The 17509-nt window shown below is 47.8% G+C and carries 15 protein-coding genes; 5 read left to right on the forward strand and 10 right to left on the reverse strand.

Going from position 1 to position 17509, the window contains the following annotated elements; genetic code table 11:
• The first annotated feature begins 1 nt into the window (after window position 1).
• Complete coding sequence (locus Pcarn_RS04865) at window positions 2–559, forward strand: sugar O-acetyltransferase (RefSeq protein ID WP_261835262.1); 558 nt, start codon at window positions 2–4, stop codon at window positions 557–559.
• Here the strand turns inward: Pcarn_RS04865 and Pcarn_RS04870 are convergent.
• From Pcarn_RS04870 to Pcarn_RS04895, 6 genes are all read right to left on the reverse strand, one after another.
• The gene (locus Pcarn_RS04870) at window positions 546–3326 is read right to left on the reverse strand and encodes an FAD-binding and (Fe-S)-binding domain-containing protein (protein ID WP_261835263.1); all 2781 of its coding nucleotides are present in this window, start codon (window positions 3324–3326) and stop codon (window positions 546–548) included. The two genes, Pcarn_RS04865 and Pcarn_RS04870, sit on opposite strands and share 14 nt — an antisense overlap.
• A gap of 86 nt (window positions 3327–3412) precedes the next feature.
• Window positions 3413–4630, reverse strand: a complete 1218-nt coding sequence (locus Pcarn_RS04875) for a multidrug effflux MFS transporter (protein ID WP_261835639.1) — start codon at window positions 4628–4630, stop codon at window positions 3413–3415.
• Between the two features lie 35 nt (window positions 4631–4665).
• Entirely contained in the window at window positions 4666–6009 is a 1344-nt protein-coding gene (locus Pcarn_RS04880; protein WP_261835264.1) for a sensor histidine kinase, read from the reverse strand.
• A gap of 3 nt (window positions 6010–6012) precedes the next feature.
• Window positions 6013–6699 (reverse strand): response regulator transcription factor, encoded by a 687-nt coding sequence (locus tag Pcarn_RS04885; protein ID WP_261835265.1) that lies wholly within the window; start codon window positions 6697–6699, stop codon window positions 6013–6015.
• Window positions 6700–6711: 12 nt separating this feature from the next.
• Window positions 6712–7272, reverse strand: coding sequence for a hypothetical protein (locus tag Pcarn_RS04890; RefSeq protein ID WP_261835266.1), 561 nt, complete (start codon window positions 7270–7272; stop codon window positions 6712–6714).
• 213 nt (window positions 7273–7485) lie between these two features.
• Window positions 7486–8376, reverse strand: a complete 891-nt coding sequence (locus tag Pcarn_RS04895) for a 1,4-dihydroxy-2-naphthoyl-CoA synthase (RefSeq protein WP_261835267.1) — start codon at window positions 8374–8376, stop codon at window positions 7486–7488.
• A 206-nt stretch (window positions 8377–8582) separates the two neighbouring features.
• Here Pcarn_RS04895 and Pcarn_RS04900 point away from each other — a divergent pair, with 206 nt between their 5' ends.
• The gene (locus Pcarn_RS04900) at window positions 8583–10010 is read left to right on the forward strand and encodes a M48 family metalloprotease (protein WP_261835268.1); all 1428 of its coding nucleotides are present in this window, start codon (window positions 8583–8585) and stop codon (window positions 10008–10010) included.
• A 33-nt stretch (window positions 10011–10043) separates the two neighbouring features.
• On the opposite strand, the gene Pcarn_RS04905 is transcribed toward Pcarn_RS04900, so the two are convergent.
• The 4 genes from Pcarn_RS04905 to Pcarn_RS04920 are packed head-to-tail and all read right to left on the reverse strand — an operon-like array spanning window position 10044 to window position 13647.
• The gene (locus Pcarn_RS04905) at window positions 10044–10802 is read right to left on the reverse strand and encodes an iron ABC transporter ATP-binding protein (RefSeq protein WP_261835269.1); all 759 of its coding nucleotides are present in this window, start codon (window positions 10800–10802) and stop codon (window positions 10044–10046) included.
• 2 nt (window positions 10803–10804) lie between these two features.
• Window positions 10805–11755: an iron chelate uptake ABC transporter family permease subunit gene (locus Pcarn_RS04910; RefSeq protein WP_261835270.1), complete on the reverse strand. Its 951-nt coding sequence runs from the start codon at window positions 11753–11755 to the stop codon at window positions 10805–10807.
• Window positions 11748–12704 carry an ABC transporter permease gene (locus Pcarn_RS04915; RefSeq protein WP_261835271.1) on the reverse strand — a complete coding sequence of 319 codons (957 nt, stop codon included), beginning with the start codon at window positions 12702–12704 and terminating at the stop codon, window positions 11748–11750. The genes Pcarn_RS04910 and Pcarn_RS04915 overlap by 8 nt, the downstream gene beginning before the upstream one ends.
• Before the next feature lie 19 nt (window positions 12705–12723).
• The gene (locus Pcarn_RS04920; protein ID WP_261835272.1) at window positions 12724–13647 is read right to left on the reverse strand and encodes a siderophore ABC transporter substrate-binding protein; all 924 of its coding nucleotides are present in this window, start codon (window positions 13645–13647) and stop codon (window positions 12724–12726) included.
• A 99-nt stretch (window positions 13648–13746) separates the two neighbouring features.
• Here Pcarn_RS04920 and Pcarn_RS04925 point away from each other — a divergent pair, with 99 nt between their 5' ends.
• The 3 genes from Pcarn_RS04925 (at window position 13747) to Pcarn_RS04935 (ending at window position 17494) form a co-directional block, all read left to right on the forward strand.
• Window positions 13747–14685, forward strand: a complete 939-nt coding sequence (locus Pcarn_RS04925; RefSeq protein WP_261835273.1) for a LysR family transcriptional regulator — start codon at window positions 13747–13749, stop codon at window positions 14683–14685.
• 108 nt (window positions 14686–14793) lie between these two features.
• Window positions 14794–16815: a TonB-dependent receptor domain-containing protein gene (locus tag Pcarn_RS04930; protein WP_261835274.1), complete on the forward strand. Its 2022-nt coding sequence runs from the start codon at window positions 14794–14796 to the stop codon at window positions 16813–16815.
• Window positions 16816–17068: 253 nt separating this feature from the next.
• Complete coding sequence (locus tag Pcarn_RS04935) at window positions 17069–17494, forward strand: hypothetical protein (protein WP_261835275.1); 426 nt, start codon at window positions 17069–17071, stop codon at window positions 17492–17494.
• Window positions 17495–17509: the final 15 nt, after the last annotated feature.

Consider the following 17509-nt stretch of genomic DNA (forward strand, 5'->3'; position numbering starts at 1 on the left):
TATGAAAACTGAAAGAGAAAAAATGCTGGCCGGAGAGCCATACGACGCATGGGATAAGGACCTTTTGGATGAGCGCGTTCAGAGTCGCAAAGTTCAGCAAAAACTGAATAACAGCATTCCCGATACCGAGGAGTGGCGTGAGGCTATTGATGCCCTGATTCCTGGTAACGACAATGCCTATCTAGAGCCTCCGTTTCGTTGTGATTACGGCTCAAACATTAAGGTAGGTAAAAACTTCTACACCAACTTTAACTGCGTGATTCTAGACGTAAACACAGTAACCATTGGCGACAACGTTCTGTTCGCACCTAACGTTCAGATCTACACCGCTGGTCATCCGTTGGATGTGAAAGGGCGCGTGGAAGATGCCATCGAGTTTGGTTACCCGATCACTATCGGCGATAACGTGTGGCTTGGCGGCGGCGTGATTGTTTGTCCTGGTGTGAATATCGGTGAAAACACCGTTATCGGCGCAGGTAGTGTCGTGACCAAGGATATTCCCGCGAACGTAGTGGCCGCAGGAAATCCTTGTCGCGTGATCAGAGCTATCGAGAACTAACCTCGTCTACCAAATAAAGCAGGTTTTGATAGGCGATTCCGCTGTGTCGCGATAAGCCTATCTCGCAGGTAGCGCTGGTACTAAAGCCGCGACTGCAGCCCTCTGGCACCTGAGCCTTGAGCGGGCTTAATGCGCTCTCATTCAGCTCAGGTGTTATAACACCTTTTGTACCCGCAAAGCCGCAGCAATGCACATGCTCTGGTACTATCACTTCACTAGAGCAGCGCTTGGCTAATGCCAACACTTCATTCTGATGCCCAAGCTTTTGATTGCTACAGGTGAGGTGCAGCATCACGGGTTCATCGATGGCGTTAAGCTCAAGTTTCTCCATGACCTCTTTTGCCACAAATTCACAGCTATCAAAGAGCTTAAACTGCCCAGAGAACTGTGAACTAGACTCGAGAGCACATGGGCTGGCATCAAACACTATCGGGATCTGCCCGTCTTCTGAGAGCTGTTTTAGTGCCAGTTCTAGCTCTAGAGACTTTTGCTTAGCAAGATCCTTGTCACCCATGCTGGCATAGGGTTTACCACAGCAAAGCGCGTCTAAATCTTGTGGCAATATGACCTCGATACCTGCTTTCTGGCAGATAGAGTGGAACACCTCTGAAAGACTTAAGTTGTTTGAGCCCAAGGTGCGAGAAACACAGGTTGGGAAATAGATAACCTTGTTTTGATGCTGGCTTGTTTTGCTCTCGATCTGCTTGGCCGCGGGTGGCAGGGTTGAGATCAACACAGGTGTACCCAGCGGTTTATTCAGCTTACGTGTTAGGCGCTCAATATTCTTGGCCCCAACAGCTTTACCAGCCCATTGATTGGCAGTGAGTCCCCAGCGAGCTATCTGAGTGGCTTTATCGAAGTTGTTTGCGCTCCACTTAGCGATAGGGTTGGACTTAGACTTGCTTCTAAGAGAGTCGATTAAGGTGCCAGTATTGATGCTAATGGGACAGCGCGACTCACACAGACCAGTAACGGCGCAGGTTTCAATCCCCTGATAATCGAACAGTTTTTCAAGTTCTGGGTCGACAGCCCCTTTAGCCTGTTGGCCTTGTAATTCTCGGTACAAGACTATGCGCTGACGAGGGGAGAGTGACAGGGTTTTACTCGGGCATACTGGCTCACAAAAGCCACACTCCATACAGGGATCCACGTTTGAATGGGTTGCCGGCATCGGCTTAAGATCTTTGAGATGCGCATTGCTGTCCGTATTGATGATAACCCCAGGGTTCATCAGATTAAGCGGGTCAAACAGCGATTTTATCTCGAGCATTAAACGGTATGCGTCTTTACCCCATTCTAGCTCTACAAAGGGCGCCATATTACGCCCCGTACCGTGCTCAGCTTTAAGAGAGCCCTGATATTTCACTGCCACCAGTTCAGTCACCTCCTCCATAAAGGTGCGATATTGCTCGATAGCTGCTGAGGTGTCGAAGTTCTGGGTAAAAACGAAGTGTAGGTTGCCATCTAGTGCATGCCCGAAGATGATGGCTTCATTGTAATGGTATTGCTCAAACAAGGATTGCAGTTCACGGACGCCATTAGCAAGCTTTTCGATAGGAAAGGCAACGTCCTCAATGATGACGCTACTGCTGAGCTTTCGGATTGCGCCAACGCTGGGTAGAAGCCCTTTGCGCGTCTTCCACAAAGAGGCTATCAATTCTGAGTCTTGAGTAAATTCTTGCTTACCTATCAGAGAAAACTTCGCGGTAACCTCGTCTAGCGTGATGCAAGTCTCTAGCAGGGTTTGCTCTGAATTAGCGCTGCACTCAATGAGCAGCGCACAGGCCTCGCAGTCGACCTGCTTTAGGAATTCGGGCACGCCCTCTTGCTCGGCAATCGAGGCAAGGGCGCGTCCATCCATCAGTTCCACCGCATCTACGGAGTGTTTGGACAAAGCCTCAACGGCCAGGCTGGCATCTTCGATATTGCTAAATACCACCAGGCTAGCTGCTTTATGGGACTTGATATCGATAGTGCGATAGGTGATATCCACCAAGAAACCCAAGGTGCCCTCTGAGCCTATGATGAGGTGCTCTAGGATATGAATAGGGTCTTCAAAGTCGATAAGCGCATTTAGGCTATAGCCGGTGGTATTTTTTAAAAGATATTTGTGTCTGATCTTTTCCAGTAGGCTCCCGTTTTCAAGGCAAGCCACTCTCAGAGATGCGAGCCTATCTAACAGCTTTTTATGGGAGTGTCGGAACCGCTCAATAGAGTCTGAATCTCCGGTATCAAGCAGGGTACCGTCACTTAATATCACCTTTAAACAGGTGACGGTCTGGTAGGAATTATCTGCGGTGCCACAACACATTCCGCTGGAGTTATTGGCTGCGATACCGCCTATTTTGCAGGTATCAATGGAGGCAGGGTCGGGACCTATTTTCTTGCTATAGGGAAGTAGATAGCGGTTGGCATCTGCCCCTACTACGCCAGGTTCGAGGCGTATTTTGGCACCGTTGTCTATTATCTCATGTCCGCGCCACTCATTGGTCAAGGTAATTAGAACTGAGTCTGAGATGGCTTGCCCAGAAAGGCTAGTGCCCGCAGCGCGAAAGGTATAAGCAAGACCGTATTCGCTACAAGCCTGAATGGTTTTTTGAACCTGTTCAATATTGTCGAGCTTTAATACTAATTTTGGTATCAGGCGATAGAAGCTAGCGTCAGTACCGTAGGCAAGACAAAGGTAAGGGTTATCGACTATCTGTTCCGGTTTAAGAAAACCGCTTAGCTGAATCTTTAACGATGAATAGGGAGGAGCAAGAGACACGGTAATTCCTTTACTGCGAGAATCTTATATAAGATTAGAAAATTCTCGCCCACCGTGCTTCTGTCTTTGCTTGAATTGAGAGCCAGTTAACCCTCAGGTACCTCAGAATTAAACCCGCGGATGATATTAAAGTGGGTGATAACCGCAAACAGTCCTATAACGATACCCAATTGCCACACATGGGTAAGACCTATCTGCATCAGGCTCATACTCACGATCGACGAGACTATCATCTGACCGCCACCTTGAAGCGCCGCAGCTGTGCCCGCTCGGTTGCGATATGGCTGCATTACCAGGGACTGAGCGCATGGTAGCGCAAGGCCATTACCTGTCACCATAATCAGCTGACCCAGCATCAGCCAAAGTGGCTCTAGGGGGCACAAGATCAGCCAAGCCGCCGCGCACAGCTGAAGAACTGGGGTGATCTTTAGGGTGCGCTCAATGCCAATCCGTGGTCGCAGCTTGTTGCTAAGAGAGGTACCGGTAAACATACCTAGAGCAGGTATTAGCGCCCACAGTGCGTATTCATCAGAAGACATGCCGATTTGGTTTTGCATTACAAACGGCATCAGCGAGATAGTGGTGATAACCAAGCTGAAGTTAAGCCAAGAGATACCAGAGAAGCTAACAAAATAGCGAGTGGTTACTAGCTCTTTATATTGTTTCACCATGCCCAAAGGAGAGGGTAGAGGTTTTCTGTTTCGCATGGTTTCGTCAAACTTAAGTGCAAGCACTATCCAAATAAGCGAGACGTAACAGAGCAATGAGATAAACACCATGCTCCAGCCGAAATAGTGGTTGATAAAGCCACCTAAAACCGGAGCAAACAGTGGTGTGATGGAAGCGGCCATTGCAATATAAGAAAGTGCGGTAGGTAACTGGGCTCCAGAATAGCTGTCTCTGGTGGAAGCGCGAGCTAACACGGCGCAGCAGCCGGTGCCTAAGCCCTGCAAAAATCGTCCCAGAACCATAGCTTCAAAGGAATCACTGAAGGCTAGGATAGCAATGAGCCCAGCCATAGCCACTAGAAGGCCAGCAAGCAATACGCGCTTTCGACCCAAGGAGTCGGAGATAGGACCATAGATAAACTGCGAAGGACCAAAACCGAGTAGGTAGATACCCACTAAGAGCTGAGCTTGGTCTAGGGTGATGGAAAAATCCTTGGCTATCCAAGGTAGGGATGGAAAAACCAGTCCCATGCTGAGCTGTCCAATACTGATGATCAAACAGGCCAAAAATATTGGTCGTTTACGAAAGGTCTCTGCGTTCAAGTGGCGTTCTTTTGCATAATGCGGGGGACGCATATTATGCATGAAAAACGGGCACTTAGCGATGCTAACTAAAACGTTATTTCAATTTTTAAGCCTTTCTTCTCAGCAGGATCGCTGTAGCTAAGTTTGATGTCTGCATCATGCAGTTTGGTCACCACAGCCACTAGGGACAACCCCAGCCCATGCCCCTTGCTATTGCGGCTGGTATCGGCGCGATAAAGACGCTGGAACACCTTGGTATGCAAGCTAGGGTCGATGCCTGGACCGTCGTCCTCAATCACTAGTTTGTTGTTTGCTACATGAAGCTTGATAGTGCTGTTTTCAGGGCAATATTTATGGGCATTATCCAGAAGGTTGTAGATAACCCGAAACAGTAACGAGCGCTCACCTGTAACTTCGCTAGGCTCGATATCGACTTCAAGGGTTTGCCCTTTTTCTTCAAACTGCGCCTCAGCAAGTTCAGCTGCATCCTCAGCAATCGTCGCTAGGTCTACTTGAGTAAATTGAGCACTACTTTGTGTTTCGAGTTTGCTCAGTTCCAACATGGCATTGAAGGTATTGATGAGATCTTCGAATTCCCTTTGGATTTGCTCACTGTCCTCAGTGGATGGGGTGTCCAACAGGCTCAATCTATTGCGAATTCGGGTCAGTGGGGTACGCAAATCATGGGCAATGGCGTCTGTTACCCCTTGTATCTGATTAACCGATGACTCAATTTCATCCAACATAGAGTTAATGAAACCTGAGATGCGATCCCACTCATCATCATTACCACCCAATGGAATACGCCCATCGAAGCGCCCCTTCTCTATCTGAGAAACCACCAGATGAATACTGGATAGATGGCGCTTCATACGCTGTCTGATGAGAAAACTTGGGATCAAGGCGATGAAGAAAGAGCAGATCAGCACCGCAATCGCTGCTTGAGCAAAGTTCTCTTGGATCTCCCATAGGTATTCGTTGTCGGTCGCCACCAACACCTGGTAGTTGTCGCCATGATGCTGGCACCCTTCCAATAGGCGTATGCCACCTCTGCCTGCTACAGGAAAAGGAGAGAGCTCAGGGCAGTGGCCAATGGAGCTTGGGATTGAATTTAGAGCGCCAAAATACTCGTTATCCGACAGGCGTCTTATCACCGTGAATACACCTTGCTGGGCAAAGGCATCGTCCTCGGTAAGAAACTCAAGGTCGATTTCGTCTTCGGGTGTCGTTTCCAAGGCTTGCTGCAGTTGCTGAACATGCTGGATAAGCAGCTGCTGCTTGGAATTCACCATAGGCTGAATACTGAGGTAGTAGATAGAAAATAGGGCCAGAGCCACCGCCAACCACAACATCAAGGTGACTGACAGCGACAGGCGCCATAAAGAGTGTCGACGCCACAGGCGAATAAGCTTATTTCCTATCTGATTCATGTTTTAGGCCTTGAGCTTGATCATGCGATAGCCCGCGCCGCGTACGGTCTCGATAAGGTTAGGCTTGCCTTCTACCTCAAGCTTTTTTCTGAGCCGTGCAATATGCACGTCAATCACATTGGTCTGAGGGTCGAAGTTATAATCCCATACCGCTTCAAACAGCAGCGAACGGGTCACCACCTGACCGGCGTGCTCTACTAGATAACGAAGCAGCTTAAACTCTTTGGCTTGAAGATTAACCGACTGCCCATCTACCAGCACCTGCTGAGAGAGTAGGTCGATCTCAAGGTGTCCATTGGATAGCTGACTGGTTTGAGCAGTTTGAGTTGGCTGTGCGCGAAGGGCGAGGATCTCAACTCGGGCCAATAACTCCGCAAGGGCAAATGGCTTGGTGAGGTAGTCGTCACCGCCTTGTTTTAGTCCCTTTACTCGCTCATCCACACTATCTAGCGCACTTAAGATAAGTACCTTTGAGTGTATGTTGGCTGCACGCAGCGCCGCCAGAACGCCAAGGCCATCCAGTTTAGGAAGCATACGGTCGAGAACAATCACTGAGTATTGCCCTTCGATCGCCAAAAACAGTCCATCTTGACCGTTCTCAGCACTATCTACCTCATAGCCTTGTTGTTTAAGTGAGAGACACAGGTATTCCCGCGTCTCTCTGTCGTCTTCAATAACTAGTATCTTCACAGATGTCTCTTGTTATTTACGTTTAAGTTTTGGGATCTCTTCGCCGGTCGCTACGTTGATAAGCAGCTTCTGGTGACCAGTCTCAGCGCTTGCTAGCTCGACCTCGTAGAATACGATGCCTTTCTTATTCTCTAGCTCAGCCTCGATCATGTTGGCATTGTATTTAGTCTCAAGTTCAACGATCTTGTCGATGATATCGAAGTTTGCTTTTTGAACTTGTTCAATAGCTACCTTATCTTCTTGGTCTAGGTCGCTGAAGCCCAGAGTGGTTAGGCTTTCGGTTTCATGCTTGAGAAGTGAGCCGTCTTGAACCGAGTATTTCATCTCGTGCTCATAGCCCTCTGCTATATCTACTACCTTGAATTGGAAAGCGAAGGTTTGATCGCGGTAGTCATCCAATTCAATCTCGGTTACAACACCCTTTGACACCTTACGTACCTCAGGAGCCAGTTCAACCAGTGAGGTGTTGCCCGATTGCAGAGCCATTAGAGATAGGGCTGCGTCGTTATCAGCGTGAGCCACGCCAGCCATAGTTAGAAGTGAAGCGATTAGTCCGGTTTTGATAAATTTCATGGTGTACCTCTTAGCAATAAACGATAGCGACAATGTTCCAAAGGGAGAACAGGGCAAGATAGCTGGTAATACAGATACTTAATCCACGTTTGGTTCTACTCTTCATTGTCGTCCTCTCAATAGCCCGACTCTTTGTTCAGGCTTTCCGTTGTTTCGATGAGGACACTTTACCGAACTAACCTAACCTCAAGATGGAGAGAAGATTAAATAAAATTAATAATGCCAAGGAAACTTGCCAAACTCTTTTGGACGCTTCTCTAGGAAGGCATCGCGACCCTCTTGCGCTTCATCTGTACCATAAGCAAGGCGCGTTGCTTCACCAGCGAACAGTTGCTGACCGACAAGGCCGTCGTCTGGAAGGTTAAAGCCATACTTCAGCATACGCATGGCGGTTGGTGATTTGCTGTTGATCTCTTTACCCCAACGAAGGGCTTCATTTTCGAGCTCAAAGTGATCAACGACCTTGTTTACCATACCCATCTCATAGGCTTCTTGCGCGCTATAATCGAATCCGCAGAAGAAGATCTCGCGAGCACGTTTTTGACCTATCATCTTGGCAAGATATGCAGAGCCATATCCAGAGTCGAACGATGCCACATCTGGGTCGGTTTGTTTAAACACGGCATGCTCTTTTGAGGCCAAAGTGAGGTCACAGACTACGTGCAGGCTATGACCACCACCTACTGCCCAGCCAGGCACTAGGGCGATAACGACCTTAGGCATAAAGCGGATCAGGCGCTGCACCTCTAGGATGTGCAAACGACCCATACGGGCAACGTCAGCCACGTTCTCACCTTCGCCTTCATACTTGTAGCCATCTTTACCACGAATACGTTGGTCGCCACCTGACGAGAAAGACCACTGTCCTTTCTTGGACGGACCATTGCCAGTTAGTAGCACGCAGCCTACATCGGACCATTGGCGCGCATGGTCTAGAGCCGTGAACAGTTCATCCACGGTTTTTGGACGAAACGCGTTGAGGCAGTCGGGCCTGTCGAAGGCAATACGAACCGTACCTTGCTCTATATGTCTGTGATAGGTGATGTCTTCGAAATCGAAGCCAGGAACGGCTGTCCAAAGGTCTGGGTTGAAGATAGTTGCCATACGGATTTCCTGTAGAAAATTACTGTAGTAAGGCTAGAAATTTCCGCCTAGCTAGTCAACCTGAGCCTATGATTTGTATGGTTTTTTCTGTGTATTCGCGCAAAAAGAGAGCGCTTAGTGCGGAATATGTGAAATAGTGTGCGTAATCAGTTTATCGGGCGTAAGATAAATTTATTAGACCAATTCTTTTCAGGGATGCAGTGGATATGTCGAAAGTCTCTTCCTTAACCAAAATCACTACCGTGGGTATTTTCTCTTTCTCGCTGGTGGCTTGTGCTGTCAGTACAGATTACGACCGCAAGGTGGGGGCGCAAAACGCCGAGTTGGTTGAGCTTCAGATGGGGGTTTATGACCAAGGGGAGATTGATGAATATGTGCAGCAAATCGGCGCGCGTTTAGTCAGTGAATTGGAAAATCCAGAATTCGAGTTTCACTTTAAGGTAGTCGACGACCCTGTGCCGAATGCTTTTGCCCTGCCAGGTGGTTATATCTTTGTTTCTCGCGGTCTTCTCAGCCTTGTAAATAGCGAAGACGAACTGGCGTGTGTGATTGGTCATGAAATCATCCACGTTACCCAGCGTCACGCGGTTAAGCAGATGCGTTCGGGGGTACTGCCGGGTATCGCTGAACTGCCGGGTAATATCGTTGGTGGTGTGATCAATGAGGACCTAGGTAACTTTATTAACGCACCTATCTCTGCAGGTAATCAGTTACTGATGGCTGGCTATAGTCGTAGTCATGAGAGTGAGGCAGACAGGCTGGGTATTGCTCTTGCCGCTAAAGCCGGCTACGACCCTCTGGCGATGAACTCTATCCTCACCCGATTGAACCGTTCGGTTGAGATCCAGACTCAGCAAACCTTTGAGCGCAGTTATTTTGATAGCCACCCATTTACTCCAGACCGCGTGACTGCGGTGACTAAGGAAGCCAAGTCTCTAACCATTGCTGAACTGGCACCGATTCATCCTGAGTTTATCCCTTATCTCGATGGGATGTTGATGGGGCAGAACCCAGCAAAAGGTGTCTTTAAAGGACAGACCTTCCTGCAGCCGGATATGAAGTTTGCCATCGACTTTCCCGACAAATGGGAAACCGCCAATCAGCCGACTGCGGTAGGTGCGGTAGATAAAGAGCAAGATGCAGCGGTGATCTTAGGTATAGCTTCGAACGAATTTACCGCTAAAGAACACGCATTGAGATTCCAAGCAGAGATCAAGCGTCAATATGGTGAAGAGCTACCGATAGCCGAAGAGAAGCTTGCCGGTGGTAATACCTATTACAGCGTAACTCTAGAAGCTAAAAGAGACGGAGCTATGAGCTACCTGACTCGCGGGTGGGCGAACCTGGGCATCGACACCTATCAGATGATCTCTATCGCCAGTGAGGACAAGAAAGCGGTGGCACAAAAGAGTGTGACCAGTTTTAGGCCGATCAGCGATAAGGAGTTAGCCTCGGTTACTAAGCATGAGATCAAGGTGGTGAATGCGACAAAAGGGCAGACCATAGAAGACTTGATTCGAGGTACTGCATCCAAAGACTCAGCTGAGCTGGTTGCGGTGATGAACGATGTGGAGAAAGACCAGCCCCTTAAGATCGATGAGCAGGTGAAGCTGGTGGTCGAAAAACAATACTAAGATTAAAAAGGGAAGCCCAATGGCTTCCTTTTTTTAGCTGTAGTAAAGGCAGATCTTCTGCCCGTTGGCTTCGGCTATTTGAAAGTCTATCTCGTAGATATCACTTAGGGTCTTGGCTTCAATTACCTGCTCGGTCGGACCATTAGCAACCACTTCACCTTGCTTCATGGCGATGATGGCGTCGGAGTAGACAGAAGCAAAGTTAATGTCGTGAATGACGATAACCACGGCTTTTCCAGACTCATGTGCCAGTCGTTGTAATGACTTCATGATGGCGACCGAGTGCTTGATATCTAGGTTGTTTAGCGGCTCATCGAGAAATACATAGTCAGTATCCTGCGCTACCACCATGGCAATAAACGCCATTTGTCTCTGACCACCAGAGAGCTGATCAAGAAACTTGTCTTGAATATAGGTGATATCTAGCTGGGCTAACGCCTTGTCGATTATCTCATTATCTTTGTTGGTTAGGCGTCCCTTGCTGTGAGGAAAGCGCCCAAAGGCGACCAACTCACGCACCGTGAAGCGCATATTGATATTGTTGCTTTGGCGCAGAACCGCTAGGCGCTTAGCAAGCTCTTGTGTATCCCATTGAGACAATAACTTATCTTCGATAAGCACCTGACCCGCATCGCTGAAGGTAAGCCTGCTCGCCATAGAGAGTAGGGTGGACTTACCGGCACCGTTTGGTCCAATAATGCTGGTTACCATCTCTTTAGGGAAAAGCGCATCAGCGTTCTTAACAACGTATTTGTCGCTGTATTTTTTGCTTAATCCGGTGATTTTAATCATGTTTAACCGATCTTATTTCTTACAAGTAGGCTTAGGAAGTAACTGCCGCCAATAAAGTTGATGATGACGCTGATAGTGGTTTGGAAATCTAGGATATGTTCTACAAACCATTGACCACTGATAAGCAGTGCTACCGATACCAAGCAGCTTGCCAAGACCAAGAAGCTATGGCGATAACTGACAAATATTTGGCGGGTTAGGCTCACCACAATCAGGCCAAGGAAGAGCACTGGGCCAACCAAGGCGGTAGAGATAGCGACCATCAATGTGGTCAGAAGCAATACCTTTCGGGTTAACCTTTGCGTATCCACCCCCAAACTCTTGGCGTTATCTACTCCAAGCCAGAGCACATCCAACTGCGGAGCGAGTCTATACAGATAAACAAGGCAGAGTGCCAGAGGTGCGATGCACCAGTAGACCAACTCAGTACTGACGTTATTGAAACTGGCAAACATGGAGTTCTGTATGCTGATGAACTCATCTGGGTCAATAATCATGGTAAAGAAGCCGGTGACGCTGTTGAACAGGCTACTTAGCACTACACCAATCAGCAGTAGGGTGAAGATATTGGCGCGCTCTTTCTTAAAGTAAAAACGAAACAGCATCATAGCCAAGAAGGTCATCACCACAGTAGAGATCACGAAGTTAATCTTGGTATCGGTGACCCAAAGGCTTAGGCCGCCAAAGCTTGCCACCAACACCACTTGAATCATGATGTAGAGTGAGTCAAAGCCCAGAATAGACGGGGTCAAGATGCGGTTGTTGGTCACCGTCTGGAACACCAGAGATGAGGCAGCAATGGCCATTCCAGCCAAGACGATGGCGAGTACCTTAGGGATGCGTCTTGAGAGAAAGAACTGATAATTGTCCATCGTCAGTCCATTTCCAAGAAAATAGGCGATAAAGGTGGCGGAAAAGAGCAATACCAAGCCAAGTTTCAATGAGTCACGCATTGCTTTTATCCTTCAAGATAAGATGGATAAACACAATGCCACCTAAAATGCTCACCACAATTGAGATTGGCACCTCGTAAGGGAAGATGATAACGCGGCCTAATATGTCGCAGGCTAGCACCAACATGACACCACTGTATGCCGTCCACGGCAGACTTTTTTTCATGTTATCGCCCACAAACATAGACACTAGGTTGGGCACAATCAGACCAAGGAAGGGAATAACCCCTACTATCATCACTACCGAAGAGGAGAGTACCGCTACTAGCACCACGCCGATAAAGACAATCTTTTGGTAATTAAGGCCGATGTTTTTGGCAAAGCTCTCGCCTATGCTGGCGGCACTGAATTGAGCGGCAAAGAAGTACGCCAGTATCGATGCTGGGATAGCAAGATAAAGAAACTCGTAGTTGCCTTGAAGCACTGAAGCAAAGTTCGCTACCGTCCATGAATTCATGGTCTGGACAAGGTCATACTTGTAGGCCACAAAGGTGGTAAGCGCTGAAACCACGTTGCCATACATGATGCCAATCAGAGGCACTAGCATGGCGTTCTTAAATTTAAGAGACTGCAAGAAACGAACGAAGATCAAGGTTCCAGCAACCGAGAAGGCAAAGATAAGCGCCAAATGGGCCCAACCACTGATATCGGCAAACAGTACTAGGCTAAGGACATAGCCGAGAAGCGCACAGTCTATGGTGCCTGTGGTAGAGGGTGCAGCAAATCGGTTTTGCACAATTTGCTGCATGATAAGGCCGGCAATACTTAGGCCTGCACCTGCTAAGCAGATAGCTAAAAGCCTAGGTACACGACTCTGCCAAAGAATGCTCCAAGCATGTGACTCACCCTGAAGCAGAGCCTCAAGGTTCATACTGGCAACGCCGATAAAGAGAGAAGCCGACCCAAGTAATAGTAATACTGAGCCGGCAATAAGATGTTTGAGTTTCATCTAAATGAGCAAGTTAGCCTTAGTTAAGCATTGAGGTGACATCATCAATCATGATGTGAGTAGCCTTGTAACCACCGGCGCTGATGTACCATGCTGATGGGTCCATAAATACCATGTGCTTAGTTTGGTAGGCTGGGGTTCCATGAACGAGTGGGTTGTCGAACAGCACCTCAGCACGGCCACTGCTGCGGCCGATGGCTTTTTCTCTATCCAAGATGATCATGGCTTCGGGTTTAGCATCAGCAATGTACTCGAATGAGATGAGGTTGCCATGTGGACCCGTTGGCTTAGTGTTTTGTGCGTGAGCCGGAGTAAAGCCAAATTCTTGGAAGATGATTGAAAAGCGACTGTTTACACCGAACATAGCTAGGTTGTTGCCATTGTTCATTACCGCTAGGGTGCGCAGATTGTCCGCTTTCGCTGATTGGTGTACCTGTGCGATACGGGCGTCGGTTTTTTGGATAAGCTCGGACACCTTTTGCTCTTGATTGAAGATGTCTCCAAGTGTCTGCCAGTGAGCTTGAGTGGTTTTCCAGTAATCCTTGTTATCAATCTGGAACATATAGGTAGGTGCAATCTGGCTCAGTTCATCATACATCTTAGCTACGCGACCCTCAGCGATGATGAGGTCAGGTTTTAGCATGAAGATGGCTTCGAAATTAGGCTCTTGTAGCGTGCCCACACTTTGATATTGGTCTGCGGTGTATTTGCTCAGAAAGTGAGGCATCAAGGGTTTGACTAGGCCAACCGGTTCTACGCCCAACTCATCAAGCAGGTCTAAGCTGCCTTGACCCAGCACGACAACGCGCTGAGGCACTTGGTCTATATCAATCTCACCAAGGCTATGGGTGTAAGTCTTCGCCATGCTGGTGGCAGAAAAAAAGGTGCTTAGGGTTAGCGTAGCTAGGGCTAAGACTTTGGAAAGGGCGTGACTCTTTGACATAGTGATTTATTGACCAAGTATACAAATGAGAATTAATAACAATTGACATAAGTTATCAAATGCATAAAATCCGTCAAATGTATACTTGGAATATTCACTATGCAGTTATTGAATAACAAACAGCTCGACCTAAATCTATTGGTGGTCTTAAAGCAACTTCTCGAAGAAAAGCACGTCTCTAATACCGCGTTAACCTTAGGTATGAGTCAGCCCGCGGTGAGTCGAGCGCTACAGAAACTGAGGGTATTGTTTAATGATGACCTTTTGGTTCGCTCTGGGGATGGCTATCAAATCACTGAGCGTGGCAAGAGTCTTCAATCAGAGTTAGATAAGGTACTTCAAGGCATAGAAACCTTGATGCAAGGGGATACCTTTAACCCTCAAACCTCTAATCAGGCTGTGCGTATTTTCTCTTTGGTGCCGCAAGCCATGGTGTTGCTGCCGAAACTCTTTTCGGAATTAAGAGAGCGCGCTCCAAACATGCACATGGCCATCGACACGGTTCCGCAAAACCATTTCACCGCCCTAGAAAATGGGGATGTGCACTTTGTTATCTCAACCGCTCAACCGGATTACCGTCAGCAGAACCTTTATCGAGTGCCAATATCAGAGCATGACTTTCGCTTTCTAATGAGCGCTACACATCCGCTCGCGGATGAAGAAGAATTGAATGTAGCCGACCTGCTTAAGGCGCGCTTCGGGCAGATTTCTATCTATGGGGACACACGCTTTCCACTCCAGGAGCGTATTCGTGAGCGTGGTTTCTTAGGAAAAGAGGAGAGTCTGCAGGTGCCTGTTTCTATTACCAACTTTAACCTTGCCGCTAGCATTGCAGACAGCAGTGATGTGATCTTTCATCTGCCTGAGCCTTATGCCAAGGAGATGGCAAAGTCAGGGGATCTGGTGATCAAAAAGGTGCCCGATGAGATAAGCTTCGGCAAGATCCAGGTGTATCTGTATTGGCACAAGCGATTTCATAACGACAGCATGTGCACCTGGTTTAGAGGCCTCATCAAAGAGGTTTATGGCGTTAGCTAATCCATCAGTCGAATACTAATTACACTGCACATTCAAAAACTGCATACTGATAATTCATCTTATGAATGTGATTGCAATTGCTGAGGCGATGTTTGTCTCTGTAGAGTAATGAGAAAAATTCTCATTACTATTATTATTGCAGTGGTATTCATGCTTAGCCGTACTCATTTTAAACTTAGCGCAGTCGCGCTCGCTCTTTTCTCAAGCCAAGCTCTCGCCCAAGAACACAAAGTCGACGAACAGATGGTAATCACCGCTACTCATACTGAGACGGCGGTTCTTGAAGCGCCAGCGACCATTTCTGTTATCACCGAAGAAGAAATCATGGCAGAGCCGGGCAGTGCTCTTAACGATCTGGTTAAGAACATTGCAGGTGTAGAAAGCCAGATGGAAGGCGGCCGTTCAGGCCGTGAGATGATCTCTATCCGAGGTATGGATGCCAAATTCACCATGATTTTGGTAAATGGTCGCAAGCTTAGCTCTTCCAACGCTATTTTCCGAGGTAATGACTTTGACCTATCAGGCATTCCTAAAGAGAGCATTCAGCGAATCGAGGTGATCCGTGGTCCTATGTCAGCCCTATATGGCTCTGAGGCTCTTGGTGGTGTGATTAACGTAATCACGAAGCAACCAGAAAACGAATGGCGCTCACAGTTAAATGGTGACTATGGCTATCGTGATGATGACAACGGGGGCGAATACAACGTCGGTTTCAATACCTCTGGCGCACTGATTGACGACGAGCTTTATCTCTCGTTCTCTGTAGCCCAGAGCGCTCGTGATGCGTGGAGTCCTTATTCAGGCTCGGCAACAGACAGCAATGGCAACGTGTATGATCGCTCCCAAGCTACGGCCTTAGAAGAGCGTGATACCCTTTCTGTTGCAGGTAGTCTGCTTTGGTACATCAACCCGAACCACGACCTTGCCTTTGATTTCTCATACTCTGACGATGATCGTGAAGGTATCATCGAATCGACTTCGGGTTTGACCGACTCTGATCAGCGAGTAAAGCGTGATACCCAAGCGATTACCTACAACGGTAGTTATGAGTGGGGTGATGCCTTGCTTCGCTACAATCGCGATGCGGTAGTGAGTGAAGATAACTTCAACGACAGAAACGCTGGCCTGGGTTTCTATGACATCAATGAGGTGAACCATATCGTTAATGGTCACGCTACGACCTACTGGGGGGACCACACGGTAACCATGGGTGGTGATTGGAACTATTCTGAGCTGAAAAACCCAGACAGCCTAACCGAGACGGGCAAGGCGAGCGTGAATCAGCAGGCGCTGTTTGTGCAAGACCAGTGGCAGTTTGCTGAGGACTTTACCTTTACCTATGGTACACGTGTCGACTTCCATGAAGAGTTTGGTACTCACTGGAGCCCACGAGCATACCTTGTAAATACCACAACCGATAAGCTAACCATCAAAGGTGGTGTGGGCAGTGCGTTTAACGCGCCAACTCTGCTGCAGCTGTCAGATGAGAACATCATCAACAGCTGCAAAGGCAGTTGCCAGATCGTCGGTAACCCAGACCTAGATCCTGAAACCAGTGTAAGTTATGAGATCTCTGCATCTTATGTAGAAGCGGTTTGGCAGATTGAGGCGGGCCTGTTTAGAAACGAGATCAAGAACCTGATTGACCGTGATCTAGATAACCCAGTGGATAACATCAACGGCCAGGATATCTACACCTATAAGAACATCGACGAAGCGGTTATTCAGGGCTTTGAGTTCTCTGGCCAATACGACCTGACCTCAAGCATTAATCTTCGTGGTAACTACACCTTCTTGGATACAGAAGACAAGACCACTAACGAGTCTCTAGAGGACCGCCCTGAGCATTCTGCGATGGCGCGTCTTGGCTGGATGGTAAACCATAATCTAGATACTTTTGTGCGTGTGAACTACACCGGTGAGACCATAGTGTCTAACGACGACAATGTAAGCCGTCCTTCGTTTGTCACTGCGGACCTTGGTATGAACTACTTTATCCACGAACAGCTTCGTCTGCGTGCAGGAGTTAAAAACCTAACCGACGAGCAGTTCGATGATATCGATATTACCCAGCGTGGCTATTCTATTGAGCCAAGATACTGGTATGTAGGTATGACGGCGGACTTCTAATTCGCTAATCTAGAGCCTACCTATAGCGCCACTCCAACTGCGAGTGGCGTTTTTGTTTCTGACATTTCTTGTCTAATAGAGCCAAATTGCACAGCGAAATATTCACCGCAATAAACTTTTTCTTGGTTGAATGAAAAGCTGGCGCAAAATGGCAAGTAATGATTCTTGGTCAATCTAGAATACATCTCATCGAAGGGAATAAGCCCAAACTAAGAGCCTAAGTCTTAGCAACCAAACAGAGTGAGAGTGAAGCATGAAAAGCAATCTAAAGATTCTAGAAAAAGTAACCCTAGGCGTAATCGCAACTGCTATCGCAAGTGATATGTGGAGTTGGTTGGTAATCCCTGTTGAAGATATCTTTGTAGTTGGTGCCTTGATTTCTCTGATGCTGAGCTTCTTTGTGTGGCTTGAGGGTTTCCTTGCCGCAAAATGGCAAGCGAAGGGTGATGCAAAGAAATATAAGATTGGTCGTGGCATTACCTCATACATCTCATTAGTAGGCGGTAAATTCGCAGCCATGGGCGCAATTGCCACTCTGTTTCCAAAGGTGCAGATGCTAGGTTATTTCAACGGTGTGGTTGTATTCTTTGGTCTTATCTTCCTTATCATGGGTTTTGAAGCAGCTTGGGACAAGCTATCCACAGCGACCAACAACAAACTGCTAGCACAAGCTAACTAATCAAGAAGAAGCCGC

Source organism: Vibrio ishigakensis, from assembly GCF_024347675.1.
Classification (GTDB): Bacteria; Pseudomonadota; Gammaproteobacteria; order Enterobacterales; family Vibrionaceae; genus Vibrio; species Vibrio ishigakensis.